Source organism: Arthrobacter sp. Sr24 (genome assembly GCF_054511175.1).
Genome location: NZ_JBTNDB010000013.1, coordinates 33,674 through 58,913, shown reverse-complemented (window position 1 = coordinate 58,913; position 25,240 = coordinate 33,674). Strand labels below are relative to the sequence as shown.

The 25,240-nt window shown below is 61.4% G+C and carries 25 protein-coding genes; 4 read left to right on the top strand and 21 right to left on the bottom strand.

Features of this window, described 5'->3' with window-relative positions; genetic code table 11:
* Positions 1-119: 119 nt before the first annotated feature.
* On the bottom strand, positions 120-2,264 hold the full coding sequence (locus ACX80D_RS10375) for an alpha-galactosidase (RefSeq protein WP_459322585.1): 2,145 nt from the start codon (positions 2,262-2,264) through the stop codon (positions 120-122).
* Positions 2,265-2,597: 333 nt separating this feature from the next.
* Positions 2,598-3,254, bottom strand: coding sequence for a hypothetical protein (locus ACX80D_RS10370; protein WP_459322584.1), 657 nt, complete (start codon positions 3,252-3,254; stop codon positions 2,598-2,600).
* Positions 3,255-3,428: 174 nt separating this feature from the next.
* Here ACX80D_RS10370 and ACX80D_RS10365 point away from each other — a divergent pair, with 174 nt between their 5' ends.
* The gene (locus ACX80D_RS10365; protein WP_459322619.1) at positions 3,429-8,390 is read left to right on the top strand and encodes an Lhr family ATP-dependent helicase; all 4,962 of its coding nucleotides are present in this window, start codon (positions 3,429-3,431) and stop codon (positions 8,388-8,390) included.
* Between the two features lie 26 nt (positions 8,391-8,416).
* Positions 8,417-9,229, top strand: a complete 813-nt coding sequence (locus ACX80D_RS10360; RefSeq protein ID WP_459322583.1) for a DNA-formamidopyrimidine glycosylase family protein — start codon at positions 8,417-8,419, stop codon at positions 9,227-9,229.
* 3 nt (positions 9,230-9,232) lie between these two features.
* On the opposite strand, the gene ACX80D_RS10355 is transcribed toward ACX80D_RS10360, so the two are convergent.
* Genes ACX80D_RS10355 through ACX80D_RS10345 form a run of 3 tightly spaced genes read right to left on the bottom strand, consistent with a single transcriptional unit; the run spans position 9,233 to position 11,294 of the window.
* Complete coding sequence (locus ACX80D_RS10355) at positions 9,233-9,883, bottom strand: maleylpyruvate isomerase family mycothiol-dependent enzyme (protein WP_459322582.1); 651 nt, start codon at positions 9,881-9,883, stop codon at positions 9,233-9,235.
* A 41-nt stretch (positions 9,884-9,924) separates the two neighbouring features.
* Entirely contained in the window at positions 9,925-10,926 is a 1,002-nt protein-coding gene (locus ACX80D_RS10350; protein ID WP_459322581.1) for a hypothetical protein, read from the bottom strand.
* The gene (locus ACX80D_RS10345) at positions 10,926-11,294 is read right to left on the bottom strand and encodes a PadR family transcriptional regulator (protein ID WP_459322580.1); all 369 of its coding nucleotides are present in this window, start codon (positions 11,292-11,294) and stop codon (positions 10,926-10,928) included. Before ACX80D_RS10345 ends, ACX80D_RS10350 begins: the two co-directional genes overlap by 1 nt.
* Positions 11,295-11,550: 256 nt before the next feature.
* On the opposite strand from ACX80D_RS10345, the gene ACX80D_RS10340 reads away from it, so the two are divergent.
* Positions 11,551-12,477 (top strand): RluA family pseudouridine synthase, encoded by a 927-nt coding sequence (locus ACX80D_RS10340; protein WP_459322618.1) that lies wholly within the window; start codon positions 11,551-11,553, stop codon positions 12,475-12,477.
* Between the two features lie 44 nt (positions 12,478-12,521).
* Here the strand turns inward: ACX80D_RS10340 and ACX80D_RS10335 are convergent, their stop codons facing one another.
* The 12 genes from ACX80D_RS10335 to ACX80D_RS10280 form a co-directional block, all read right to left on the bottom strand.
* On the bottom strand, positions 12,522-12,935 hold the full coding sequence (locus ACX80D_RS10335) for a hypothetical protein (protein ID WP_459322579.1): 414 nt from the start codon (positions 12,933-12,935) through the stop codon (positions 12,522-12,524).
* Positions 12,932-13,540, bottom strand: a complete 609-nt coding sequence (locus tag ACX80D_RS10330; RefSeq protein ID WP_459322578.1) for an Asp23/Gls24 family envelope stress response protein — start codon at positions 13,538-13,540, stop codon at positions 12,932-12,934. The genes ACX80D_RS10335 and ACX80D_RS10330 overlap by 4 nt, the downstream gene beginning before the upstream one ends.
* On the bottom strand, positions 13,537-14,106 hold the full coding sequence (locus tag ACX80D_RS10325) for an RNA polymerase sigma factor (protein WP_459322577.1): 570 nt from the start codon (positions 14,104-14,106) through the stop codon (positions 13,537-13,539). The genes ACX80D_RS10330 and ACX80D_RS10325 overlap by 4 nt, the downstream gene beginning before the upstream one ends.
* Positions 14,107-14,233: 127 nt before the next feature.
* A complete protein-coding gene (locus ACX80D_RS10320) occupies positions 14,234-14,491 on the bottom strand; it encodes a GlsB/YeaQ/YmgE family stress response membrane protein (protein WP_459322576.1) in 258 nt (85 codons plus the stop codon).
* Between the two features lie 22 nt (positions 14,492-14,513).
* Positions 14,514-15,155 (bottom strand): hypothetical protein, encoded by a 642-nt coding sequence (locus ACX80D_RS10315; RefSeq protein WP_459322575.1) that lies wholly within the window; start codon positions 15,153-15,155, stop codon positions 14,514-14,516.
* On the bottom strand, positions 15,152-15,742 hold the full coding sequence (locus ACX80D_RS10310; RefSeq protein ID WP_459322574.1) for a hypothetical protein: 591 nt from the start codon (positions 15,740-15,742) through the stop codon (positions 15,152-15,154). The genes ACX80D_RS10315 and ACX80D_RS10310 overlap by 4 nt, the downstream gene beginning before the upstream one ends.
* On the bottom strand, positions 15,739-16,206 hold the full coding sequence (locus ACX80D_RS10305; protein ID WP_459322573.1) for a hypothetical protein: 468 nt from the start codon (positions 16,204-16,206) through the stop codon (positions 15,739-15,741). Before ACX80D_RS10305 ends, ACX80D_RS10310 begins: the two co-directional genes overlap by 4 nt.
* A complete protein-coding gene (locus ACX80D_RS10300; RefSeq protein WP_459322572.1) occupies positions 16,203-16,394 on the bottom strand; it encodes a DUF2273 domain-containing protein in 192 nt (63 codons plus the stop codon). The genes ACX80D_RS10305 and ACX80D_RS10300 overlap by 4 nt, the downstream gene beginning before the upstream one ends.
* Positions 16,391-16,924: an Asp23/Gls24 family envelope stress response protein gene (locus ACX80D_RS10295; protein WP_459322571.1), complete on the bottom strand. Its 534-nt coding sequence runs from the start codon at positions 16,922-16,924 to the stop codon at positions 16,391-16,393. Before ACX80D_RS10295 ends, ACX80D_RS10300 begins: the two co-directional genes overlap by 4 nt.
* 179 nt (positions 16,925-17,103) lie before the next feature.
* A complete protein-coding gene (locus tag ACX80D_RS10290; protein WP_459322570.1) occupies positions 17,104-17,409 on the bottom strand; it encodes a hypothetical protein in 306 nt (101 codons plus the stop codon).
* Positions 17,410-17,534: 125 nt separating this feature from the next.
* Positions 17,535-20,408 carry a phosphoenolpyruvate carboxylase gene (ppc, locus tag ACX80D_RS10285; protein ID WP_459322569.1) on the bottom strand — a complete coding sequence of 958 codons (2,874 nt, stop codon included), beginning with the start codon at positions 20,406-20,408 and terminating at the stop codon, positions 17,535-17,537.
* Between the two features lie 141 nt (positions 20,409-20,549).
* The gene (locus ACX80D_RS10280; RefSeq protein ID WP_459322568.1) at positions 20,550-21,107 is read right to left on the bottom strand and encodes an SRPBCC family protein; all 558 of its coding nucleotides are present in this window, start codon (positions 21,105-21,107) and stop codon (positions 20,550-20,552) included.
* 126 nt (positions 21,108-21,233) lie between these two features.
* On the opposite strand from ACX80D_RS10280, the gene ACX80D_RS10275 reads away from it, so the two are divergent.
* Positions 21,234-22,043, top strand: a complete 810-nt coding sequence (locus ACX80D_RS10275) for a DUF1684 domain-containing protein (RefSeq protein WP_459322567.1) — start codon at positions 21,234-21,236, stop codon at positions 22,041-22,043.
* 132 nt (positions 22,044-22,175) lie between these two features.
* On the opposite strand, the gene ACX80D_RS10270 is transcribed toward ACX80D_RS10275, so the two are convergent.
* The 4 genes from ACX80D_RS10270 to ACX80D_RS10255 all read right to left on the bottom strand — a co-directional run bounded on the left by ACX80D_RS10270 (position 22,176) and on the right by ACX80D_RS10255 (position 25,048).
* Positions 22,176-23,405, bottom strand: coding sequence for an acyl-CoA dehydrogenase family protein (locus ACX80D_RS10270; protein WP_459322566.1), 1,230 nt, complete (start codon positions 23,403-23,405; stop codon positions 22,176-22,178).
* Complete coding sequence (locus ACX80D_RS10265; protein ID WP_459322565.1) at positions 23,402-24,181, bottom strand: SDR family NAD(P)-dependent oxidoreductase; 780 nt, start codon at positions 24,179-24,181, stop codon at positions 23,402-23,404. The genes ACX80D_RS10270 and ACX80D_RS10265 overlap by 4 nt, the downstream gene beginning before the upstream one ends.
* A gap of 247 nt (positions 24,182-24,428) precedes the next feature.
* Entirely contained in the window at positions 24,429-24,776 is a 348-nt protein-coding gene (locus tag ACX80D_RS10260) for a hypothetical protein (protein ID WP_459322564.1), read from the bottom strand.
* Between the two features lie 2 nt (positions 24,777-24,778).
* Positions 24,779-25,048: a hypothetical protein gene (locus tag ACX80D_RS10255; RefSeq protein WP_459322563.1), complete on the bottom strand. Its 270-nt coding sequence runs from the start codon at positions 25,046-25,048 to the stop codon at positions 24,779-24,781.
* Positions 25,049-25,240: the final 192 nt, after the last annotated feature.

Below are 25,240 nucleotides of genomic sequence, written 5' to 3'. Positions count from 1 at the left end.
CACCAGAGACTGCCAGCCGCGTTGAGCGTTGGGGCTATCGACCTAAACCCTCAACGGCCTCGTGTTCATGAGTCGTCAGACTTATAAACCCGAGGCGTGGAGCCTATGAGGGGTCAGACCTAGGAGGCGTCGGGTTCGACGCTCGTGAGCATGATGAGCACGGATTGCTCCGGGAAAAGCACCGGCGCTTGAATGCCCACGGTCTCCAGTACTGAGCCCGAGAGCACGCACTCGCTTAGCGGCCATTCCAGCGGTGACTGGCCATTGCCCAGTTTGTCATCCAGTGGGTGTGACAAAGTTAGGCGATATTTCTTCTCCGGCAGCAGTCCCGGCACCGGGATACGGCCGGATGGGTAGGTGATGGAGGCTTCCCGCTGGGTCAGTGCAAAAATGGCGCGCTCCCCGTCGTGGGCTACGACGCCTCGCAGATCCAGCGCGGGGTCGGGGAGATCAGCGTGAACTGAGACTCCCGTATGGAAGAGCCCGCGGTTATCTTTGTGGAACTCCACCCACTGGGCCAGTTCTGCCGTTTGCGCTGCATCAATTTCGGCAATGTTCCATTCGATGCCAAAGTGGCCAAAGATGGCTGTGCGCGCCATGAATCCTAGGCTGTGCTGGCGCCGGGTTGAGTGCGATTCGGGCCCGCCAATGTGGGCTCCCATGAGTTCATAGGGGACCAATAGTCCGGTGTTGGCTTGGTTGCCGAGCCGTTCAATGGGGTCGATGCAGTCGCTAGTCCAGATCCTGTCGGTGTAATCCAGGATGCCTAGGTCCACACGGGCTCCGCCCGATGCGCAGCTTTCAATTTCCAAGTTCGGGTGGCGGCTCTTCAGCTCACCCAGAAGTCGGTAGAGAGCCAGCGTGGTATTCCTGACAGCGGCCTGGCCGGTGAGCGGATCCGCAGCATCCAGCAAGTCACGGTTATGGTCCCACTTGATGTAACTGATGGGGTATTCAGTCAAGATGGCGTCAAGGCGACCGAGGAGGTAATCGAAGCAGTCTGGATGAGCCAGGTTCAATACCTGCTGCTGGCGTGCGCTGACCGGCCAGCGGCCCTCGGAATGCAGAATCCAGTCGGGGTGGTTGCGGGCCAGTTCACTGTCCGGGTTGACCATTTCTGGTTCAAACCAGAGCCCGAACTCCATGCCTAGTTCGCGGACATGATTGATGATGGGCCCCAGCCCATCGGCCCACACAGCAGGGTCAACAAACCAGTCACCCAAACCGGCGGTGTCGTCACGCCGGCCCAGGAACCAGCCGTCGTCGAGCACGAATCGTTCAACACCAATGGTGGCTGCTTTATTGGCCAGCGTCTTCAGCGTCTCGAGGTCATGGTCAAAGTAGACTGCCTCCCACGTATTGAGGGTGACAGGGCGGGGCCGGGCAGGGTGCTGCGGGCGGGCGCGCAAGTCCTCATGGAACCGAGACGCAAGCTGATCCAAGCCGCTACCCCAAGAACCAAGCGACCACGGAGTTGAGTACTTCTCCCCCGGCGCAAGCACCACTTCACCGGGCAGCAATAGCTCTCCAGCGCTGAGGAAATTATCACTGGTGATAGTGCGTTCGGCGCTGAACCGATGGTTACCGCTCCAGGCTGTGTGGACGCCATGAACGAGTCCGCTTCGGTGCCCCATGGCCTCGGTACCGGCGAGCATGAGCAGCGTCGCATCAGCGCCGGGCCGCCCCCGGCGGCTTTCTCGAACATGGGCGCCGACTGTCAGCGGGCGCCGTTGTGAGCTACGTTCCTTCAGATGGCGTCCGGTGAAGTCCTGCACTGTCGTGGCGCTCGCCGGTACCGGGAAGATGGTGTCGAGTCGATGCAATTCGTAGTCCGAACTGCCGGTGTTTATCAGCGTGTGCCGTTGTCGGAGTACACCGGCCGCAGTGAGGGACAGCTCGGTGACCAAGCGCAGTTCAGCCGCCGAATCTTCCGAGGTGATGGTGATACTGGAGCTGTCGGCAACGGTCGAGACGGTGCTCAATGCAGTGGCCCATCCGCTTCGGACCCGCTGTCCCTGAAGAGCAGGTGAGCCCTGCCAGCCAAATGTTTCTTGCGGTAGCAGCGTTAATCGTGCAGGAACATCAATGCCGCCAGAAACTCGTTGGAGGCGGGCGGCTACGGCCAGGGAGCTCAATTCAGCCGGGGAAAGGACACCTGTTGCTGGCCCCCAATGGATGATCGTAGGGAGGCCGGCGGTACTCAGGTCAACAATCACTGAGGTGCCGCCGCGATGCAACTGCGTGTAGGAAGAGTCAGAATTCATTCATTAGTTTTATATCGAAAGAAATTACCTGTCAAAAGCCCTACATGCGGGCACTGATAGCTTGGTCTCACCCGTAATTCGCGTGAGACCACGAGGAATTCCCCACGTTCCCCCTCCTATGGCAGACTGTTCAGCGCCTTTCACAGCGACGAAATTTACTGGAAAACTGGGCTATTCAAAAAACCGAGCGGCGTTTCATATTTGAAAAACAATGACCTCGATGGCCCTATTTCCCAGCAGCAGAAAGTGGTTACCCTCTTCCAGATGTTCTGCACCAACAGGTGAAAACCCGGATTTGGGGATGGGGAGGGCACAGACTCCGGCTTTCCCTGCCTAGGGGCGGAGTGCCTCGTCGCGGTCGAACTCTTCAAAGGAACCAATGAAGTCCGGCGCGCTATCGGCAGCTTCGCGGCGCCTCCCGTGGCGCAAGATGTGCAGCCGGTTCGCGCCGATGGCCACAATGGCTGTGGCCAGCAAGTGCAACGCACCACCCCAAATATCGGCACGGATCAGAGCAACTAAAAGGCCTGTCAACACCACACCGGACCCAACGGTCATCAGAAGCCGCAAGCGTTCAAAATAGCCATAGACCACAATGGCCGCGCCCAGTACCAGCCAAGGTCCTGCCCCATTGAGGAATGGCAGGAGGGCGGACAGTAAAACGCCCACCGCTGTTCCAGCGGCAAGATATAGATAGTGGTTACGCGGAGCAATCCACCATGACGGGTGCTTCCACAGCCAAGCAGCACTCAAGGCGCCTACCAGCAGGGTGCCTAGGGCAAAGAAACGAACATCAACACCGTTGCCGCGGTCAGCCACCATACTGAGGGCGCCAGAGGTCAAAAAAAGTAGCGCCAAACCCACTAAGGGAACCCAGTTGTTCCCCACATGCCGTGTCTGCACGATCCCTTGACCTCCCCCAAATTTTCCTCGCAGGAGCACCGTCAGGCACGTTGCAAAGAACGGACCGGCATCGGCAATCGTTGCCACTCCTACCGATAGATTACAGCGCGGTACCGACACTGCCCGACCAGAGACCAATTCGTCATGTATTTTTCGGTCAGGAACGGCCTTTCCCAGCATTTTTTCTTCACTTTCTCAACGCCTCGAGCAGCCAATGTCGGTGGCATACGGCATGATGGAGCCGTGGACGCAACAAAACAAATGAGCGGAATGAGCCAGTTCGCGGAACCGACCCGCGAGTGGTTTCTGGGCGCCTTCGGCTCACCCACTCCAGCTCAAGCCGGCGCCTGGGACGCAGTATCTAATGGGGCGCATTCTCTGGTGGTGGCACCCACCGGCTCCGGCAAAACTTTGGCCGCTTTTTTGTGGGCTTTGGATGGCCTCATTGCCAGAAGCAGCTCTCCTGAAGTGTCGGCCACAGCTCCCAAAAAGGGCACGAGCGTCTTGTACATCTCCCCTTTGAAAGCCTTGGGCGTGGACGTGGAACGGAACCTCCGCGCGCCATTGATCGGCATCACCCAAACCGCTGCCCGGCTGGGCCTGGATGCCCCCCTCGTCAGCGTAGGTGTGCGCTCCGGAGACACCCCCACCAATGAGCGCCGCCGTCTACTCAGCCACCCGCCAGACATTCTCATCACCACGCCCGAGTCGCTGTATTTGATGCTGACTTCCAAGGCACGTGAGACCCTCACCGACGTCCACACGATCATCATCGACGAGGTTCACGCCGTCGCCGGTACCAAGCGGGGGGCGCATCTGGCCGTGTCCCTTGAGCGTCTCGATGCTTTGCTGGAAACCCCGGCCCAACGCATCGGGCTGTCTGCCACGGTTGAGCCGCATTCCACCGTGGCCCGCTTCCTAGGCGGGCAGGCCCCGGTCACCATCGTTGCCCCGGCCAGCACCAAGACCTGGAACCTGGGCGTCACGGTCCCGGTCGCGGACATGACGGAACTACCCGCCCTCGCCGCCGCCCACGATCTTGGCCCAGCCTCAGGACTGGCACCCAACGCCTCCATTTGGCCGCATGTGGAGGAGAAGATCGTGGACGCCGTCCTAGCCAAAAACTCCACCATCATCTTCGCCAACTCCCGCCGACTTGCCGAGCGGCTGACTGGGCGGCTCAACGAAATCTACCTAGAGCGGCTGGAGCTGGCAGAGCTGGAAGCACTGGCGGATGGGCCCACGCCAGCGAGGGGCACCGGCCGAACTGGCGAGGCTGGGGAGCTGGTGGGGACCGACGGCGCACCCGCCTCCCCTTCTCCGTGGCGGACCGCGCCGTCCCCCACCCCGCCCGATGCTCCGGCGCCGGGAAACCTTGGAAGCAGCCATCCGGCGTCGTCCCCCACACGTCTGCCCGCAGAAATGATGGCGCAGGCCGGGGCTGTTACGGGCGCGCCCAACGTCCTGGCCAAAGCTCACCATGGCTCCGTATCTAAGGAGCAGCGGGCTCTGATTGAGGACGATCTGAAATCCGGGCGACTGCGCGCCGTAGTGGCTACCTCCAGCCTGGAACTGGGCATCGACATGGGCGCCGTGGACTTGGTGATCCAAGTGGAGTCACCGCCGTCGGTCGCTAGCGGGCTCCAACGTGTGGGGCGTGCCGGACACCAAGTAGGCGAAATTTCCGAAGGATTGCTGTTCCCCAAACACCGGGCAGATTTGCTGCATTCGGCCGTCACAGTAGAGCGGATGCTGGCCGGGGAAATCGAGCCGCTGTCCATACCGGCCAACCCGCTGGACATCTTGGCCCAACAGACCGTGGCTGCCACGGCGCTGGAATCCATTGGGGTGGAGGAATGGTTTGAGACCGTTCGCCGTAGCGCACCCTTTGTGGCCCTCCCACGCTCAGCGTTCGATGCCACGCTGGACCTGCTGGCCGGACGCTACCCCTCCGACGAGTTCGCGGAATTGCGCCCCCGTATTGTCTGGGACCGCACGGCCGGCACCATCACCGGACGTCCCGGCGCGCAACGGCTGGCCGTCACCTCCGGCGGAACCATCCCGGACCGCGGCCTATTTGGTGTCTTCATTATTGGCTCCGAAGAAACCGGCGGCGGAAAGGCAGCCAAGGGCGGCCGGCGCGTGGGCGAACTCGATGAGGAGATGGTCTACGAGTCCCGGGTGGGGGATGTCTTTGCCCTTGGCGCCACAAGCTGGAGAATCGAGGACATCACCTTTGACCGAGTGCTGGTCTCCCCGGCCTTCGGCCAGCCCGGCAAGTTGCCGTTCTGGAAGGGCGATTCCCTGGGCCGCCCGGTGGAGTTGGGCCGGGCACTGGGCGCGTTCATCCGTGAAATAAGCGCTGCCCCACGCAAAAAAGCTCTGGCCCGCTGCGAGGCCACCGGTTTGGATGAATGGGCTGCCAATAACCTGCTCAGCTATCTCGACGAGCAAAAGGCCGCCACCACTTCCGTCCCGGATGACAAGACCCTCATGGTTGAGCGTTTCCACGACGAACTCGGCGATTGGCGCGTGGTGTTGCACAGCCCCTTCGGCATGCCGGTGCACGCACCGTGGGCGCTCGCCGTGGGTGCGCGCCTGCACGAACGCTATGGCTTAGATGGCTCGGCGATGGCCTCCGACGACGGCATTGTGCTGCGCGTTCCCCTCATGGATGATGAGCCGCCCGGCGCCGACTTGTTCATGTTTGACCCCGAAGAATTGGACGGGATCGTCACGGCCGAGGTGGGCGGATCAGCCCTCTTTGCCAGCCGTTTCCGCGAATGTGCCGCCCGTGCGCTGCTGCTCCCCCGGCAGAATCCGGGCAAGCGATCCCCTCTGTGGCAGCAGCGCCAGCGCTCGGCCCAGCTGCTCGATGTTGCACGGAAATACCCGCAGTTCCCGATCGTGCTCGAAACCGTGCGCGAATGCCTGCAAGACGTTTACGATCTCCCAGCCCTAAAGGACATTGCCGCCTCGATCGAGCGGCGCGAGCTGCGGATCGTTGAAACCACCACGAGTGAGCCGTCCCCCTTCGCCCGTTCTCTGCTGTTCGGCTATGTGGCCAGCTTCCTCTACGAGGGCGATTCCCCGCTCGCCGAACGCCGCGCAGCTGCCCTCTCCCTAGACCCGGCGCTGCTCGATGAGCTGCTAGGCCGCGCCGAGCTGCGTGAACTTCTTGATCCTGCAGTTATCGCCGCCACCGCGGCCCAACTGCAGCGGCTGGCCGGTGCCGGTGGCGACGCCGATCGCCGTGTGCGTGGGATGGAAGGTGTGGCAGATCTGCTGCGGCTGTTGGGCCCGCTAAGTGTTGCCGAAGTTGCCGCCCGGCTGCTGCCAGAGGTTCGCCAACCCCAAGAAGCGTCCGACGCCGGACACTCACCCGATGCCGCCGCCTCAGCTGATGCGGTGGCCGAATCGGAGGCTTCGGCTGAATCTGAGGCCCACCTAGCGCTGGCCGAATCGGAGGCCCACCTAGCGCTGGCAGCGGCCCATCTCGCCGGGCTCGTCACTGCGAACCGCGCACTGCGGGTGAACATGGCGGGCCAGGAACGGCACGCCGCCATTGAAGACGCCGCGCGGTTACGCGATGCCCTCGGCATTCCGCTGCCTATGGGTGTTCCGCTGGCGTTTATTGAACCGGTGGCAGATCCGCTCGGTGACTTGCTAGGCCGCTATGCCCGCACCCACGGACCCTTCACCGCCGCAGAAGCGGCTACAAGGCTGGGACTCGGTGTCGCCGTCGTCCATTCTGGGCTGGCCAGATTAGCTGCTGACAGGCGTGTCACCGAAGGCGAATTTTTGCCCCTGCGTGCTGAAAATGGTGCCAGCGAGTGGTGCGATGTTCAGGTGTTGCGGCAATTGCGAAGCCGGTCCTTGGCGGCGCTGCGGGCTGAAGTTGAGCCCGTCGACGCGGCAGCCTTTGCACGGTTCCTGCCAGCCTGGCAGCATGTCACCTCCGCCGCGGGAACCCCTGCTCTGCGTGGTTTGGACGGCGTGCTGACGGTGGTGGATCAGCTGGCTGGCGTACCAATCCCGGCGTCCGCGTGGGAACCGCTGGTACTCGCCGCGCGAGTGGCTGACTACTCCCCCGCCATGCTGGATGAGCTGACGGCCACCGGTGAAGTGCTCGTTTCAGGTGCTGGTTCGTTGGGCTCAAATGATGGCTGGTTGAGCCTGCACATTGCCGATTCAGTGGATCTGACGCTGCAACCATCTACGGAATTCACGCCCACCGAATTCCACGAACGCATCATGGCCGCGCTACACACGGGCGGCGCCTACTTCTTCCATCAGCTGCGCGAAATGACCGCAGATGGCCCAGATTTGCCCGCCTCTGATACCGATCTGATGTCTGCGCTGTGGGAGCTATTCTGGGCAGGACGGATCAGCAATGACACCTTTGCCCCGGTCCGGGCCCTCTTAGCTGGCGGGCATACTGCGCACAAGCAAAAAACCCCGCCTTCTCGACTGCGTCCTGCCCGTTCCGGCCGATACGGGCGTCTGCCGGGAAGGGCCGCAGGCGTGCAACGCGGCGCCCCGCCCATGGGCGCCGGGCGATGGAGTTTGTTGCCTGTTCCTGGCGCCGAAGTGGACACCGCCCAGACCACCCTGCGCAGTCACGCCCTCGCCGAGCTGTTCCTGGACCGGTACGGGGTCGTGACGCGTGGTTCCGTCATGAACCACGGGCTTCCCGGCGGTTTCGGCCTCATGTACAAGGTCCTGGCCCGGTTGGAGGAGAGCGGAAAATGCCGCCGCGGCTACTTCATTGAGCACCTGGGTGCGGCGCAGTTTGCCGTGCCGGCCACCGTAGACCGGCTGCGCACCTTCAGCGAGGACGCATCGCTGAACCCGCGTCCGCCGCATGCTTTGGCTCTGGCCGCGACCGATCCCGCCAACCCCTACGGCGCAGCTCTGCCGTGGCCTCCGTTGGAATCCGGTCACCGGCCCGGGCGCAAGGCGGGCGCCTTGGTGGTGATGGTCGACGGCGTCCTAGTCCTGTATGTGGAGCGCGGTGGGCGCACGCTGTTGTGCTTTAGCGACGATGAGCCCTTGGTGGCACTAGCTGGGACGGCGTTGGTCAACGTGGTCAAACGCGGCGCGATCGACAAGATGGCCATAGAAAAAGTCAACGGCGGTGAGGTTTTGGGCACCCCGCTGGCCGCGGCAATGCTCGCCTCAGGGGCTTACAGCTCCCCACGAGGAGTGCGGATCCGTGCCTGAGACTTGCCGAACATACGGAGGAACCCATGCCTGAGGGAGATACAGTTTGGCGCCAGGCACGGGATTTGCGGGCAGTCCTTGAAGGACAAACCCTGACTGCGACCGATTTCCGCGTGCCAGCATACGCAACGCTAGATCTGTCCGGCTCAGTGGTCACCAGCGTTGCGTCCCGAGGGAAACATTTACTCATGTTTGCAGGCGAGCTCGCGATTCACTCGCACCTGTCCATGGAGGGACACTGGGATATCTATCCCCGAGGCGCTGATGGCCGCACAGCCAAGTGGCGGCGCCCGGCGTTTACCGCACGCGTGGTGCTCACCACCGAACGGGCTGTGGCGGTGGGCTTTTCGCTCGGAACACTGGAGGTCTTGCCAGAGGCCTCAGCAGAGGACGCCGTTGCACATTTGGGCCCCGATTTGCTGGGGTCTGATTGGGATGCCGAGGAAGCATTACGCAGATTGCTGGAGGCGCCGGATCGCGCGGTTGGATTAGCACTACTGGATCAGCGGAATCTGGCCGGAATTGGCAATGTTTACCGCAACGATCTGTGCTTCTTGGGTGGCATTCACCCCACTGCACCGGTACGAGATGTACCGGATCTGCCCCGTATTATCGCCCTATCTAAGCGCCTCTTGGAGGCCAACAAAGACCGTTCGGCCCGTTCCACCACAGGTGGTCCGGCTCGAGGGGAGTCGGCATCGTGGGTCTACGGACTGGCGGGAAAACCGTGCAAACGGTGCGGGGCCCTGATTCGGCATGACAAGTTGGCCGATCCGGCATTTCCAGCACGTGGAGCCCGCGATATTTACTGGTGCCCACGCTGCCAGCCGGTGGTGTGAGGCCTACATTCCGGATTTGCTGAGGCGTTCCTTCAGAGTGTCCACACCAGGGCCTTGGAGATCACCGAGATACGCCGGGCGCCCGGCCAGCACCATGACGAGAGCCAGCGTAGAACCTGTGACGGGTGCGCCGTCGCCCGCGGCAAAGGGTCCGTCGTCTGCTTTTAGGCGCAGGCCTGCGGCATTGCGGCGGCTGGGGACAGCGAAGTCGCGGCGAGCATAGAATTCCGCAACCGCCGTCAGGGCTTCGAGGCCGGGGGTGCGGGCCAGACCCAACGGACGGCTGATGTCTTGGGCGTGCACAACAACTTCCCCGAGGTAAGCGGCGGTGTCAGACGTGGGCGCGGTGGTGCTGTCAACGATAGTGCGGAATCGCGCCAGAGTTTCAGCTGGTGTGGCTCCAAGGTGTTCACGCAGGCGGCGCAGGTTGTGCACGTCGGGGCGAAACTGCGCCCCGATCATGCTGCGGATCCAGCGCCACTGGCCAATGCTCGCTGCTGCTGTCAGATGCGCCAGCACCTGTTCAACATCCCAGTCCCCGCAGAGGGTGGCGTGGTGCCACTGCTCCGGCTCAAGCCCGGCGAGGTCTTCGGCGAGCGCGGCCCGCTCAGCATGCGCCAAGGCCCACAGCTCGTTGTCCAGAGATTTTCCCATGAGTAGCTCATTTCATAGATTGTGCAGAATACTTCGATCGCTCAGCTTTGCGATTTCCGATGAACCTTCACCGATGGGCGATGGACGCGGCGAGCTTTGACGAAGCCGTCAATTGGTGTGGCCACCGCGACGCCGAGGGTCATGAAGGCGGCGAGTATTGCTAGGACACCGCCCGGTGCGATCATACCGGCCCAGTCGGTCCAGCCTGTGCGCTCAAGGAACGCGTGGTTGAGTAGTTGGTCGTTGGCGAAAGCCCACGCCAGCGGAACTCCGAATGCCAGGCTGGGCACGGCACTGGCCAGGGCGAGCCCAAAACTCCAGCGTCCGTGCTTAGCGAGCATGCACCAGAACACGAGCTCAACCGCCAGTGCCCCGACTAGCCACCATTGCAGCCAGACCCAGGTGCTGCCATTGAAGAGCGGCACAGTCTCACCATTGGCATCCCGGAACGGCAGAACGAGTGGGTGAAAGATGATGCCAAGCACGAGCATGACGATGAACACCAGGTGGGCAATGAAGTCGCTGCGCATTTCGTGACGGGGCGCGGCGGTGATCTCCGGCAGTGACTCGGGCTTCCACTCCATCAGTGGCGCGCCCCGGAGGGTCCGTTCCAGGACCACGAAGACGAGCGTGGTCCAGAAGCCGAGGTGCACGGTAAGGGTAATGAGCGTGACGATGGTTGAGCCCACGATCTCGCCCAACGACTTGTGGGCCAGCAGTTGAGCGAAGACGAAGATCGCCCCGACCGTTGGAATGACGGTGAGGGCAATGACGCGAAGGAGTCGTTTCCAGACGGGGAACAGACGCGGGCCGATGAGGAACTGCGGATGGTCCCGGTAGCTCCCAACGAGCAGGTCCGGGTCACCCAGTTCCATCAGCGTCTGATATTCGGCGGCGGCGGAGCTTGTACCAGCCTCGAGGCGAGCATCGATGTCGTCGGCAATGCGCTCGGCGAGTTCTCGCTGGAACTCCTCGCGCTGGGCGTTAGGCATGCCCCGGACAGCGACAGCAAGATAGCGCTCCGTGAGGGTCGAAGTAGTCATCAGAAATCTCCTTTGCGGCTGCCGGCGTCGCCAGCAGTCAGATTGCGGACTGCGGCGTTCAAGCGGATCCAATCCTGGGTGAGGGTGTGGGCCAACTCCTCCCCCGCCGGACTGGTGGTGTAAAACTTGCGGGGCCTGGACTCGTCCGTGTTCCAGCTACTGGCAAGCAGACCCTGCTTCTCGAGCCGACGCAACAAGGGGTACAAGGTATTTGCGTCGACAGCCATGCCGAGGTCCTTGAGGGATTCCAGCAGTGCGTAGCCATAGCCGGGTTGACGCAGGCGCACCAGGCAAGCGAGCACCACTGTGCCACGCCGCAACTCGGCAAGGTGCCCGCTGATGGTCTCTTCGGAGGATGGATCGCTCATATCCATCACTATAGTGTGTCTGACACAGTATTGCCATAGAGGCACTAAGGAGCCGAGTCAGCCACCGTGGTGCGGATGCTGGTCCATGTACCTGCTATTCCCGCAGGGATGGGACCATCGGCCGGCAATGTAACCGTTCGTTCGCCGATCATGAGCCCTGTCCCCGCTGTTGCGCGGAGCACCCCGATGATCTTTTTTCACCTTAGCAAGCCGCGTGGTCACCACCCTCCGCAAGCCTCGGTACCCTTGAAAGGTGATGAATTCTCCCCTTCCCGTGCGTAATGGCGTCAATGCAACACGCGTCCGCATCCCCGACGAAGGTCCGTGGGCAACCGCCATGGACTTTGTGCTGGACAAGTTTGGCCACGTGGATTCTGCTGGCATTGTCGATAGGTTCGTTCGCGGCGAGGTCCGGGCCATTGACGGGGAAATCGTCACACCTACCACCCCCTTGAACGAACACATGTTCATTTGGTACTACCGCGAGCTGCCCGTTGAAAGACGCCTCCCCGTGGAACTATCCATCTTGCATCAGGACGAAAATCTGGTGGTGGTGGATAAACCGCATTTCCTGCCCACCACCCCCGGCGGCATGTATGTTCAGGAATCAGCGTTGGTCCGCTTGCGGGTTCTTCTTGACGCACCAGATTTGGTGCCGATCCACCGTTTAGACCGCATGACAGCTGGCGTACTGCTGTTTTCCGCCAACCCGGAAACCCGTGGCAAGTATCAAATGCTCTTTGAAAAACGGCGCATTGAAAAGACCTACCGCGCCGTGGCTCCGGTGCGCCAGGACTTGGAATTTCCACTGGTAGTGCGCAGCCGCATGATCAAATCGCGTACCTATCTGCTAGCCCAAGAAGTTGAAGGCGAGCCCAATGCGGAAACCCGCATCGAACTCATGGATACCCGCGTGGAGGCCGCCACCGGCCAGACGTTGGGCCTGTACGATCTGGCACCGCACACCGGTAAGACCCACCAACTCCGCGTGCACTTATCTTCCCTGGGCATCGGCATCATGAACGATCCGTTCTACCCCGTGCTGTTCGACCAGGCCCCGGACGATTACAGCAAACCGCTGCAGCTGCTGGCCCACAGCATTTCCTTCACCGACCCGCTGACCCGCGAACCGGTGAAGTACTCCTCAAAGTTAGAATTGTCCGAGTTCCCCGACCACAAGTAGGTGTCTCTCGCACTAAAACAGGGCGGGTTCAGCGTGCAAAACGCTCAAACCCCGATCGCGGAAATCTCTACTACGGCCTTAACCTGAACATTCGGGTGCAGTGCAGCGACAAAGGTGCGGATGGCACCGGCCACCGCCCGAGCCATGGCAGGGGCCGGCAGCGAACCATCGGTACCGATCCGGATCTTGACGGTCATGACTGTCTTGACGGATCGGCCACCTGCGGCACCTCCGTCCCCCAAGGATTCCGCACCCAAGGTGCCGGTGCCACGTTCCTGGGTGCCGACGTCGTCCGCGTCAGAGCACACCACAAAGGGAACCGGCGCCGCGGCACTGCCGGAATCCACCAGAGATCCCAGCTGTTTCAGCGCGCTTAGCCACACCGGGTCAGCGGCATAGACCGTGGCCACACCCTCCAAGGACAACACCAGCTGGTGAATATCGTCTTCTAGGCTCATTGCGACCCCTTTTCTGAGCTACCAAATTCATCAAGGATCGGTGGGCGCATATCCGTAAACGCCACATGAACAGCTGTCACATTAAGCTCGGTTTCCACCATTAACTCGGCAAAAACGGCGTCGCGCAGTTCCTCGGCCAGCGTCGGTAGCGGGTACCCGTAACGGGCCGAGACGTTGATCTTCACTTCCACCGGAGCTCCGGCTACGCTGACGTCGCCATCGAGCTGGCAGCGTCCAATGAGGACCCCGCCCAGCGAGTCGCCCACTGTACGGACCAGCGCAATGACGGCACCTTCGGTTTCGCTCAACTCATCCAGCTCGGCACCAGCCGCGCCACTTCCACCGAGCGGAATGGAACGTCCCGCCCGTGTTTCCAAACGGAGGTTCGCCATGATGCCATCAAGCCAGCCGCTGTCCTCGGAAGCTGCGGAAGCAACGTCCTCGTCCATCATCAATAGCGCGGCGGCACTGAGGCTCTGCAGCCCGGCAAGGTGCGCCTGACACTGCGGGCAATGCTCAATGTGCTCGGCATCGGCTGAGGTGACGTTATCCAAATAGTCGCTGAGGGCTTCGATGTGCCGACCGCAATCATGCGTGGGGTTCATCGCCATTCCTCCATTTCCTTCATAAGCGTTGTCCGCGCCCTGGCCAACCGGCCACGGACGCTGGCGGCGCTAATTCCCAGCACCTGGGCGATCTCCTCATAGGATTGACCACCCATTTCCTTCAAAACCCAGCATCTTCGCTGTTCCTCGGGCAGCCTGGACAGTGCGGTATTCAAGGCTCGACGCGCGGATCCGGCCACCGCTACCTGCTCCGGACTGGGCAAACGGTCTGGCGCTTCAGGCTGGTCATCGAGGTTGTCGTGGGACTTTCGACGCCGGCCAGTGTCCACAGCGCGACGGGACACAATCCGCATGAGCCATGCCTTCGCGGCCGCGCCGTCCTGCAAATGAGTGATGTCTTTCCATGCCGCAATGAGCGCTTCTTGCACAACGTCGTCGGCCTCGGCATGGGAGTTAACCAGGCGCCGGGCATAGGCGCGCATGAGCGGGGCGTGCCTGCGTGCCAGCATTTCAAAGGCGGCAGCATCCCCGTCGCCGGCCCGTTCAGCTAAAACAGCGTCCGGGGCATCGGCAAGTTTGTGGGGCAGGTCCTGCAGTTGTTTCACCGGCGTGTACCTTTCGGGGTTCGCGGGGCGAGTAGGAGCCGCGGGCATGAACACTCACGGACGAGCCTATATGTGCCGAGGGCCGGCAGCGCGAATGCGTCTACCGGCCCCCGGCCGAACATGTTTCTTACTTGCGGCCCTTGATGGCGCCATAGGCTGCTGCAACTACCAGACCGCCACCGATCGACAACAGCCAGGTCTTGATGTTGAAGAACGATCCTAGATCAGCGTTGAAGATGATGGACCCCAGCCAACCACCAACGATGGCGCCAACCACGCCCAAGATGATGCTGGTGATCCAGCCGCCCTGCACCTTGCCCGGCATGATTGCCTTGACGATGACTCCGACGATCAAACCCAAAATGATGAAGCTAATGAAACCCATAAGGTACTCCTAGTGCGATTGTTTATGCCACGCGTTCTGTGCGGGCAAAGAGTGAGCGTGTGCCGGCCTTGATACGGACCAGCACAGGTAGGCGGAAACCTAGAAGATGATCCAGGCCCTCTACCAGATGTTCGACGGCGGCCATCACCTCTACAGGTGAGGCACCTTTCCGGGTTTGGATGCTGATCTTCAACCCGGAGTTGCTACCGCCGCTTGTGTTTTTCCAAGACTTAGTGGTCCAAGACTTGTTATTCCAAGACTGTACGGACGTCGCCAAGACCTGCGTGTTATCAGCCAGCGCAGCCTTGATGGCTTGAGCCGCCACGGCAGTGTCCACGGTGGTCTTGCCTTCGGCGGTCTTCTGTTGAGCCAACTGGTTACTGCGGCCGGTGCCCTGTGAGGCGATCCAGCACACCAGCAACACGGCCACGAGGACGAGCGCGGCAAGAACTCCCACGCTCCACCAGCTAACGTCTGCGCCAGGGATCTTGGCGGCAGCTAAGTTGTCTCGGATTCTGGCCCAAAGATCGGTACCAGTAGCTGTCCAGCGTTGGGCGAATACCGGGCTAGTGCCAGCCAAGATGGCGATGGCTCCTACCGCGGCAAGGACCAATCCGAACACCCCCAACAATGCTCGGTTCACACCGCGACGGGTCCCGTTCATGAACCCACCGCCGTGCTGGTACTCACGCCAACATCCAGAGGCTTGCTCAGCCCGTAGGCCTTCACTTCACGTGCCACGGTTTCCTTGATGGAGTCGGTGTCCACGGCCCGGCCTGAGCTGGGGTGGACGCTCACGTCAATGCGTTTCCGGCTGACACTTGTGGCCACTTGTTCAGGAGCCAAGTGCGCCGCTGTGCGGGCAGCCCGGGAGAGCGCCGACGCGAGAACAGCATTGTCAACCACAACTGCCGAGCGGTTATTGGCAATAATGTGCCGAGCCTTAGTTCCTGGCAGCACCGCCATAGCCATCAGGAAGATCCCTAGCAATGCAGCAGCCACGCCCGCAACAACAAGTGCCCCGGGGACAAGCTGCGTTGCCAGCGACGCGAAACGTCGAGCCAGCTCTGCAGGGCTCATCAAAACTGGTAAATTCTGTGTTGCCGAGAGCACCATTTCAAGAGCCAGCCACAGTGTCACCACCAACAAAACCGCCGCGCCCGTGATGGACACCGCCGCCCGGCTGGAACGAGTTTCACGCATGTTCAGCCTCTTGATGATCCGCGCCTCACGCGCTTGTTCATCACTCATTGGACCCTCCCTGCGTTCCTTTGATCTGGCTCATGAATACCGGTGAAACGGACATCTACCCGGCCCACCGTTGAGCCAGCCAGCGCCTCAATGCCTTGCGCAATACGTTGCCGGCCCGAGGCGGCCCGCTCAAACACGGTGCCACCATTCATGCCAGCACCATCTGCTGCATCAGCGCCAGTGTTCAGTCCGCTGCGGCCGTTCAGTCCACTAGTCCGGTTGAACTCTGCGCCGGGGCGGAGCGTCAAGGGCACGGCGAGCGAGACGCTAACTTGCCCCGATTCGTCGTGCACCCCGGCCCGCACGTCCTTGAGTGGAACGTTGAAGGCGTCAGCTGCAATAGCTGCTACCAACTTCTCCATGGTGCCGGCGGAAATGCTGGTGTACCCGGCACGCAGTTGTGGGCTGCTGCGCACAGTGGATTGCTGCGCCAGCCCCTTAATCTCCAGCGTGCCGGCACTCATGAGGACGTGCGCTTCCCGCGAAGGGCGTCAATGGCACCTCGTAGGTCCAGGCTGCCGTCAATGCTGCGCCCGATCACTGCGCCTACACCCATGAAGAGAGCAACCAGCAGCATGCCCCAAAATCCGAAGGCCAAAGCCGAGATAGCGAGGGTGGCGGCTATTGCCGTACCTGCCAAAGTGGCACTCATGAGACGCGGGTTTCGCGCTGGTGCACCTGATCGTCGGCAGCGCCGTGGGTGCGCTTGTTCGCAGCAGGCTGCTCATCGTCCTCGGACGGGATGTGGATGTCGGTGATGGAGACGTTAACTTCTGTCACTTCCATGCCAACCACGTCTTCAACGGCAGCATAGATGGCGTCCCGCACAGCGTCTGCCACCTTCTGCAGCGGATGCGGGTATTCCACCACGAGTGTCACATCCACTGCCACTTGGGTCTGCCCGACCTCGACGCTGACGCCCTGAGTCAGATCCTTCTGCCCCACGGCTTCGCGGATGCTACCCAAGGCGCGTGCTGCTCCACCGCCGAGAGCGTAGACGCCCGCGATATCCTGAGCTGCGATGCCGGCAACCTTGGCTACCACGCCATCCGCAACCGTAGTGGTGCCGCGGCTGGTGACCGTCTGCTTGCCTAATGCGTTTGCGCTGGTGTTGGCGCTGGCGCTGTTACCTGAAGCGTTATTGCCTGATGCGTTGTTCTTGATCTGAGGCTGAGTAGTCAAAGTAATCACTCCCGAAGTTCTTCGTGTCAGTTGTCTTCAAGCTCGGAGCCGATTGGCGCCTACACAAGTAAGGCGTACCGAAAGGTAACTTCGTCACGGTCAATCTGCTGTGAGCTGCGTCACAATCTATTTCAAGCCGGGAATTACTGGGTTTTGGGTGTCATATTGCCCTAGAAAAATTAGACGGTGAGCCACTTCCCGGCCGAGCGGCGGTAGGTGCGCAAGTCACCCGTGGTGGCCACTTCGTTGACTCCCTGAGCCAAGGAGATGGCGGCGTGACGGGCAAGCTGGTTCTCGGCGTCGTACTCGCTGGCCTCCACCATGAAGCGGACGGTGATGCGCGGGATGCCAGCCACGATGTCCAGCTGGTTGGCCTCAACCACGTGCGCCGAACCCACAGCAGCAACCGCCATGTCCATGACTTCTTCGGGGGCGTGGCCGGGACGCAGGCCGGTGATTTGAATGGTGGCGCGGAAGGAAGGCATGTCTCCAGCCTATCGGCGGCGCCCGCCACGCAAAAAAGACGGCGCTTGCGGGAAAAGACAGCCGTCTACCGGTGTCTTTTCCCGCAAGCGCCGTCTTTATCCGAAATAACGGGCGAACAGGAGGATTACCCCGTGTTGCGCAGGCCGGCAGCCACACCGTTGATGGTGATCAGCATGGCCCGTTGCAGGCGCTCATCCACCTCGGACTTGGTGATATCAGCCTCGCGGACGCGGCGCAACAGCTCCACCTGCAGGTAGGAGATCGGGTCCAGATACTGATCGCGAACGGTCAAGGAGCGCTTCAGCAGCGGCTGGTTATCCAGCAATTCGCTCTCACCGGTCAGCAATTGGAGTTCAGCCACCGTGAGATCGAATTCGGCACGGATGACGGCGAACAGGTGCTGCAATTCAGCCGGCACCAGCGTGCGCACGTAGTGGGCGGCGATGTCCATATCGGTCTTGGCCAGCGTCATTTCCACATTGGAGATGGTGGAGGAGAAGAAGTGCCAGTGCTCCAGCATTTCCTTCAAATCAGCGGAGCGCCCGGCCTCACGGGCTGCCTTCAGGCCGGAGCCTACCCCGAACCAGCCTGGCACGATCTGCCGTGACTGGGTCCAGCCAAACACCCACGGGATAGCGCGCAGGCCGCCCAAACCGGAGCCCGAATCAGGACGCTTGGACGGGCGTGAGCCAATATTCAACGAACCGAGCTGCTCCACCGGGGTGGATGCCAGGAAGTACGCCGGCAGGTCCTCGTGGTCGATCAGCGTCCGGTAAGTGCCGAAGGCGGCATCGGAGATGACTTCCATGGTCTCGCCGAAGCGACCCAGATCATCCTCGGAATGGCGCGGTGCCTGGTGCAAGGCCGAACCCTGCATAACGGCGGCCAAAGACAACTCCAAGTTTTCGCGGGCCAGTTCCGGCAGCGAGTACTTATCGGAGATGACCTCACCCTGTTCGGTGAATTTGATGGCGCCTTCCAGAACACCGTTGGGCTGGGCCATGATGGCGTCGTAGGTGGGTCCGCCACCGCGGCCTACGGAACCGCCGCGGCCGTGGAACATGCGCACGTTCACGCCGTGCTTGATGGCAACATCGCGCAGCTTGCGTTGGGTTTTGTGGATCTCCCACTGGCTGGTCAGCACACCGGATTCTTTATTTGAATCAGAGTAACCGAGCATGATCTCTTGGACGTTCCCGCGCAGGCGAACCAATTCGCGGTAGGACGGGTCAGAAAGCAACTGGTCCACAATTTCGGCCGAAGCACGCAGCTCGTCAACGGTTTCCAGCAGCGGAGCAAAGCCGATCTTGGCGTAGCGGTTCTCGCCGGTGAGCTGCACCAATCCGGACTCACGGGCCAGTACGGCAGGTGCCAAAACATCGTCGGCGCCGCGGGTCATGGAAATAATGTACGTCTCGATGACGTCCGGACCGTACGTGCGCAAGGCGCGGCGCACCACACGGAAGACGTCGTACGTGCCGTTCGCTGCGCCGTCGAGCTTAATGGGGTGACCGGAGAGCGGACGGTGGCTGGCCAACTCAGTACTCAAAACGGCCAAACGCGCAGCCCGGTCAAGCTCGGCGTACGGTGTGCTGAGTTCGCCCACGCGGTCCATGAGCTGGCCGACGGCGTCGTGGTGGTAGTCGGCATGTTCGCGGATATCGAGGGTGGCCAGGTGCAGGCCGAACGATGAGATGGCGCGGCGCACCGAGGCGAGGGCGCCGTCGGCCACCAGCGCGGCCGAGTTGTTGCGCAATGAAACTTCCAGCAGTTCCAGATCGGCAATGAGCTCGGAGGTGGCGCTGTAGTCGCGGCCAGGCTCATGGTAGGCGTCAGCGGCAACACGTTTTTGGGTGTTGAACAGCTTGGCCTTGATGCAGGTGAGCTTGAGACGGTACGGCTCTTCGGCGTTGAGTTCCAAGATGCGCGGGTCAATGCCGGGCAGATTAGCTAGATCCGCTGCAATGGATTCCGTCAAGGCAGCATCGGCGCTGTAGAGGGAGCTGGAGTTGGAGAGGACGGTCAGCAGCTCATCGATCAGGACGATCGAGATCCGCACAGCGTTCTGATTTTGCAGGATTAACACGTCCCGGGTGACCTCGGGTGTCACGTTCGGGTTGCCGTCGCGGTCGCCACCAATCCAGGAGCCAAAGCGCAGCGGGGCGGCGTCGGCCGGCAAGGAAACGCCGTGCTCGCCGAGGAGGTCGCTGAGCTCGGTCAGCACCTCCGGCATGGCGTCGGTGAGGATGTTGCGCAGGTAGTAGATGGCGTTGCGGGCTTCATCCATGGGGGTGGGGCGGACCTTGCGCAGCTCATCGGTCTGCCACATCTGGTCAATGATTTCAGCGAGCTTGCGGTCCTGACGGCTCCGAGCAGTGCTGCCTTCCTCTGACGGGGTGGCCAAGATGTCAGAGAGCTTGCGGATCTTATCCAGCACCGAACGCCGTGATGCTTCAGTGGGGTGAGCGGTGAAGATGGGGCGAACATCGAGCTCGTTGACCACCTTCTGCAGCGCCTCGGTGCCGGCCTGTTCAGCGATTTCGGTGACGGCCTTGGCCAGCCAACCGTCTTTTTCCGGACGGGAGCGCAGGCTGCGGACGCGGTGAACCTGCTCGGCGGCGTTGGCCAAATGGAAGTAAAACGCAAAGGCACGGACCAGATCGGTGGCCTGCTCCAGCGGCAGGGAGGCGAGGACTTCGCGGACCTGTTCTGCGACGTCGTTGGCACTCCACGGCCCGGTGCCGGACTCGCCGCGGGCGGCTTCCTTGGATTCCTTGGTCAGCAGGCGAACCTGTTCCACCAAGGCGAGCAGCTCCGGACCCTGTTGGCGGACCAAGGAGTCACCTAAAAGGGTGCTGACGCGGCGCACATCGGCGCGCAAATCGGTGTCCTGCTCCTGGTCTTCTGCCGGGGCTGCCAGGTTCTCCGGGGTCGCCGAGAGTGCCGGGTTCTCCAAGTTCTGGGTGTCCTGAGGGCTTGCTTGCAAATCTGAGCTCATGAGTCATTGTCCTTACGGTCTGTGATTCTGGGGTGCTCGTATGCGGCGTTGAATACGGTGTTGGCCCAATAGCGGGCCTGTTGGATCCTACGTTGGCATCCGTAGCAGGCGCCAGTCCGTCTCACATAGTTGCGAAGGTATTTACGGTTGGCCAGCTTGGTACGTGGCATGAATTTGCTCCCAGCAGGGGTAAAAATCATCCCACCAGTGCTGCCAGTCAACACTTTTCCCTTCAAGAGCATCGTGCAGGTGGTCAAGATGTACGTGCCAGCCAGCCAGCGACATCAGCACCACCTCCGCCGGCACTGCCACCGTGTTGGTGAACGTCATCTGGGTGCCCAGTCCAGTAGGCGTTAGCTCGATCCGGATCCGCCCATGCATGGAGTTGGAAATTTCCAGCAGCCGTGGCGCCTCCGCGTTAACCACACGGCCATTCCACCAGTCAGTTTCAATCCCGTGCCCTTCGTCTTTGACGTTGAGCCACTTCAGATCAAAAGAGGACCCCGACTTCGCCTGACCACGCACCTTAGCCCACCACTGAGGGGTCTTCTCCGGCTCGGTCAGCATGGCCCAAAGATCCTCCGGTGCCGCTGCGTAATGCCGCGTGAAAACCAATTCCGTGCGCTCGTGATCCACTGCCGCTGCGGTTCCCAGCGGGAATCGTGTCATGTCCTTGTTGAAATCTGCGTTCGATGCCATATCCTCATTCTTCCATCACCACCCGCCTCCCCAACCGCTTTCCTCCTCCTGTTCGCCATCGGAATATGCGCCCGCAGCCTCCCGTTGCACTTGACAGTGATTTATCCACGCACCCGAAGGAGCACCATGAGCGCCACCACCGCTGCCGAGCTGGACCGCCTCACCCAACGCTGGGAACGCTTCCGAACCGGGCGCAATACCTCCTTGGCTGACGATCACGGCTGGCTCACACTGACCTCCTTCCACTGGCTCCCTTCCTCACCGACCACCCTTGCCGGTGTCCCGGGCTTGTGGAGTTTTGAAGGTACGACGGCGTCCCTCACCGCCACTGCCGAGGAGAACCTGACGCTGGTGGAAAGCGGCGAAACGGTGGTAGGAACCATCGCGGCAGAGCTCGCCGATGAGCAATCGCTCATGTGGGTTTCGTGGGGTTCTGTGGTGGTGGAACTGGGTATGCGCGCCAACCGCTACATGATCCGGACCCGGGATTCCGCCTCCCCTGTCCTCACAAATTACTCTGGCGTGCCCGTTTTTGACTACGATCCCGCTCTGGTGGTGACGGGAACTTTTGAGCGCTGGGATACTCCCCGCCGCGCGGTGATTGATACGGCCAACCCGCTGGTTCCCGGAATTGCAGAGCTGGTGGGTGAAGTGTCCTTTGAGCTCAACGGGAAGCAGTACAGCTTGGCCGCTGAAGAAGGCGGTTTGGGATCACTGGTACTCACCTTCCATGACGCCAGCAATGAGGTTTCTACCTCTCATTGGCGCAAGGTGGAACTCACCAGGCCCCGTCCGGACGGGTCTGTGGTGATTGATTTCAACCGCGCCATCAACTATCCCAGCGCCTTCACCGACTACGGCACCTGCCCCGCACCCGTTACCGGCAACTCCCTGGACGTAGCCATTGACGCCGGCGAGCGCGACCCTCGGAAGTAGCCAGCGCCGTCGATCCGTGAGTTTATGCACCGGACTGAATGTGAGTGGTGCGCATAAACGCTTATGCGCACCGTGAGAGTTAGGCCCGACGCATAAACTCACGGTGATCTTCGTATACACCGCTTGGCCCGCCTAAACGATGGCGCTGATACCTGTGATGGCACGTCCTGTGATCAACGTATTAATCTCGTGTGATCCCTCATAGGTGTAGATGGCTTCGGCGTCGGCAAAGACCTTCGCCATGCCGTAGTCGCTGACGATGCCATTGCCGCCCAAAATAGAGCGGCCCAGCGACACGGTTTCGCGCATGGCCGCCGTGGTGTGTGCCTTGGCCAGCGCCACCTGCGCCATAGTCGCTTCCGTACTTGCGCTTGCGTTTGCACTTGCACTTGCCCCATCTTGCAGTCCAGCGATCCGCACCATCATGGCCAATGAGGAGGTGGCGTTACCCAGCATCCTCACCAACTGCGACTGAATCATTTGGAACGCTGCAATAGGCCTGCCAAACTGCTGGCGTTCCAAGGCGTAGGCGCGGCCAATATCAAAGGCAGCGAGCTGCTGGCCCACGGCCTGCCAAGCCACAGAAATCCGCGATCCCAGCAAGAGGTGATTGGTGTCCTCAAAGGAATTGACCGTCACGATCCTGTCCGTGTCAGGCACCCGCACCTCGTTCAGGGTGATATGCGCGTTTTGCACGGTACGCAGGGCAATCTTGTTTTCAATCTTTTCCCGCACCACGCCGTCAGTTGTGGCGTCGAGCAAGAAGCCACGCACCTGCCCGGTGTCAGCATCCCGCGCCCACAGCAACACCCGGTCGCAAAACGTCCCATTGCCAATCCAGCGCTTGGCGCCGTTGAGCACCCAGTAACTGCCGGCGTCGTCCGTGATGTGACGAGCGGTAGTTTCCATACCGCCGGCCACATCACTGCCGTGGTCCGGCTCAGTGAGGGCGAAGGCGCCGGTGGTGCGCAGCGCGAGTGCGTCCGGGAGCAGCCGCTCACGCTGTTCATCGGTGCCAAAATCCAGCAACGCTTGGACGAAGAGGTCATGGTGGACCAGAAAAAATGTAGCCAGCGAGGTGTCTACCCGGGTCATCTCCGCAACCACGAGGCCGGTGAATAGATGGCTGAACTCGCGCCGGTCCGGGGCAGCCAGGTCCAGCGCGGCGATCTTGGGCAGGATATGTTCGGGGAACTGCGCATCGTTCCACCAGCCGACGGCGTGCGGGGCCACTTCCGCGGCCAAGAACTCGCGCAGCTGCGCCAGCTTGGCTTTTTCCGCGGCGCTGAGCAGTGCCTCGAAATCGTAGAAGTCCGCGGCTGGCAGTGCAGTGGCCGGGACAGCCCTGTGCGGCTTGCTCATTTCGGCGACATCCGAATGGCGCCGTCGAGCCTGATGGTCTCGCCGTTGAGCATGGCGTTGGCGACAATGTGCTCCACGAGTGCCGCGTATTCGGCCGGTTTCCCCAGCCGCGAGGGGTGGGGGACCTGCTGCCCGAGTGAGTCTTGCGCGGCTTGCGGCAGCCCGGCCAACATGGGAGTTTCGAAGATGCCAGGGGCAATGGTCATGACCCGAATTTGGGAACGGGCCAATTCCCTGGCGATGGGCAGCGTCATGGCAGCTACGGCACCCTTGGATGCTGCGTAGGCTGGCTGACCGATCTGCCCGTCAAAGGCCGCAACAGAGGCGGTGTTTACGATGACGCCGCGCTCGGGACCAAACTCACCCTCCAGCGCGTCGGCAGCGGCCATGGCTTCGGCACACAGCCGAACCACGTTGAAGGTGCCGATCAAGTTGATCTGAACCACGCGGCTGAACTGCTCCAGCGGCAGTACTCCCTCGCGGCCCAGCACTTTTCCTGGAGTTGCAACTCCGGCACAGTTGACCACGATCCGTAGTGTGCCCAAATCAGCGGCAGCTTCGATGGCGGCACGCACCTGATCTTCGTTGGTGACATCGGCCGGAGCGAACACGGCCCGCTCCCCCAACTCCTCGGCGAGTTCGGCACCCTTGGAGTTGGGCAGATCCACAAGCACGACGGCGGACCCTCCCGCATGCAGGCGCCGCGCCGTTGCGGCCCCTAGCCCCGAGGCGCCTCCGGTAATGAGTGAAACGGTGCCGTTTTCAAAAATGTCCATGGTTCCTCCTCGTTGAGGTGCATGCTGCCCCAGCTGGCACAGCAAACTTGCGTTAATGAATACTAACCGAAATTCCCCCGTGACCGCCGGTCCAGGAGTTCAGCGCTGTCTGCGGCGCAGGGAGTATGGACCGCGGCCGACGCCGGAGTCCGCTATGAGCAGGCAATCCCGGTGAACCGGGCCGTAGAGAGACTGGGGCAAAAGAGACTGGAGCAAAGAGGTCAGCAGACAATGACCGGATAGCTTGTCAGCTAGCTACTTGATACTTCTGCAGGAGCATCTGAATAGCTTCGCGAACCAGCGCACTTTCGCTCTTCCCTGTCAGCTGCCCCACCTTCGCCAGCGACGCATAATCGCTATCGGCGATGCGGCCGCGAACTACTGGGGAGGGGCCACGCTTGGCATCGCCGACGCGGGGTCGGCCTGAACGGATAGCCTGGTTTATTGCCTTGTCACTGCCGTATTCACCCAGCAACAGGGCACGCCCAGCAGCGGCGGCCGCGTCACCGTGCAGCCTCGCTTCTCCGGTGTACAGAAGGGCATCGCCGAGCAACTTTTCGGTGAGTGCGTTGTAGTCGATCTCTTGTCCAGTCATCTCTAGCTCTCCTCTCGTAAGCGCCGGAACTTGGGCCCAAGTTCCATGGCGTGGAAGATAATAGCTTCTCGGCCGGTTTCTGGGAACTCGTGCACGAGAATTTCTAGCTCCCGATCGGTCTGATCGTGTGCCGCACCGATGTAAAGCATGATGCGGCCATCCTGCGCCTCCCCAACAAGTTCCGTGGCGAAACTCGCGTTCAGGATCGCATGAATTTGGTCCCCCTTGGGCACTCCATGCTTCTCACTTGATCCCAACCATTTCGGCACCATAAGACAAGCATAGCTTTGTGTGACCGTAATTTGTAGCTTTTAATTGTAGCCGCTTTTATTTACAATAGATCCTTGACTTGCGTGGCCGCCGCGATCTCTTGCCCGCCCAAAGAGCGCCGCCCATCAGGCTGATCCGCTCTTGCTTTTCTCTTACGCAGGAAATTTTGAGGGCAAAGTTTGTTCTCATGATGC

Excerpts from the sequence above, each read along its gene's own strand:
- ACX80D_RS10375 (WP_459322585.1), bottom strand. The coding sequence starts at position 2,264 with ATGAATTCTGACTCTTCCTACACGCAGTTGCATCGCGGCGGCACCTCA.
- ACX80D_RS10365 (WP_459322619.1), top strand. The coding sequence starts at position 3,429 with ATGAGCGGAATGAGCCAGTTCGCGGAACCGACCCGCGAGTGGTTTCTG.
- ACX80D_RS10360 (WP_459322583.1), top strand. The coding sequence starts at position 8,417 with ATGCCTGAGGGAGATACAGTTTGGCGCCAGGCACGGGATTTGCGGGCA.
- ACX80D_RS10355 (WP_459322582.1), bottom strand. The coding sequence starts at position 9,883 with ATGGGAAAATCTCTGGACAACGAGCTGTGGGCCTTGGCGCATGCTGAG.
- ACX80D_RS10350 (WP_459322581.1), bottom strand. The coding sequence starts at position 10,926 with ATGACTACTTCGACCCTCACGGAGCGCTATCTTGCTGTCGCTGTCCGG.
- ACX80D_RS10345 (WP_459322580.1), bottom strand. The coding sequence starts at position 11,294 with ATGAGCGATCCATCCTCCGAAGAGACCATCAGCGGGCACCTTGCCGAG.
- ACX80D_RS10340 (WP_459322618.1), top strand. The coding sequence starts at position 11,551 with ATGAATTCTCCCCTTCCCGTGCGTAATGGCGTCAATGCAACACGCGTC.
- ACX80D_RS10335 (WP_459322579.1), bottom strand. The coding sequence starts at position 12,935 with ATGAGCCTAGAAGACGATATTCACCAGCTGGTGTTGTCCTTGGAGGGT.
- ACX80D_RS10330 (WP_459322578.1), bottom strand. The coding sequence starts at position 13,540 with ATGAACCCCACGCATGATTGCGGTCGGCACATCGAAGCCCTCAGCGAC.
- ACX80D_RS10320 (WP_459322576.1), bottom strand. The coding sequence starts at position 14,491 with ATGGGTTTCATTAGCTTCATCATTTTGGGTTTGATCGTCGGAGTCATC.
- ACX80D_RS10315 (WP_459322575.1), bottom strand. The coding sequence starts at position 15,155 with ATGAACGGGACCCGTCGCGGTGTGAACCGAGCATTGTTGGGGGTGTTC.
- ACX80D_RS10310 (WP_459322574.1), bottom strand. The coding sequence starts at position 15,742 with ATGAGTGATGAACAAGCGCGTGAGGCGCGGATCATCAAGAGGCTGAAC.
- ACX80D_RS10305 (WP_459322573.1), bottom strand. The coding sequence starts at position 16,206 with ATGAGTGCCGGCACGCTGGAGATTAAGGGGCTGGCGCAGCAATCCACT.
- ACX80D_RS10300 (WP_459322572.1), bottom strand. The coding sequence starts at position 16,394 with ATGAGTGCCACTTTGGCAGGTACGGCAATAGCCGCCACCCTCGCTATC.
- ACX80D_RS10290 (WP_459322570.1), bottom strand. The coding sequence starts at position 17,409 with ATGCCTTCCTTCCGCGCCACCATTCAAATCACCGGCCTGCGTCCCGGC.
- ppc (WP_459322569.1), bottom strand. The coding sequence starts at position 20,408 with ATGAGCTCAGATTTGCAAGCAAGCCCTCAGGACACCCAGAACTTGGAG.
- ACX80D_RS10280 (WP_459322568.1), bottom strand. The coding sequence starts at position 21,107 with ATGGCATCGAACGCAGATTTCAACAAGGACATGACACGATTCCCGCTG.
- ACX80D_RS10275 (WP_459322567.1), top strand. The coding sequence starts at position 21,234 with ATGAGCGCCACCACCGCTGCCGAGCTGGACCGCCTCACCCAACGCTGG.
- ACX80D_RS10270 (WP_459322566.1), bottom strand. The coding sequence starts at position 23,405 with ATGAGCAAGCCGCACAGGGCTGTCCCGGCCACTGCACTGCCAGCCGCG.
- ACX80D_RS10265 (WP_459322565.1), bottom strand. The coding sequence starts at position 24,181 with ATGGACATTTTTGAAAACGGCACCGTTTCACTCATTACCGGAGGCGCC.
- ACX80D_RS10260 (WP_459322564.1), bottom strand. The coding sequence starts at position 24,776 with ATGACTGGACAAGAGATCGACTACAACGCACTCACCGAAAAGTTGCTC.
- ACX80D_RS10255 (WP_459322563.1), bottom strand. The coding sequence starts at position 25,048 with ATGGTGCCGAAATGGTTGGGATCAAGTGAGAAGCATGGAGTGCCCAAG.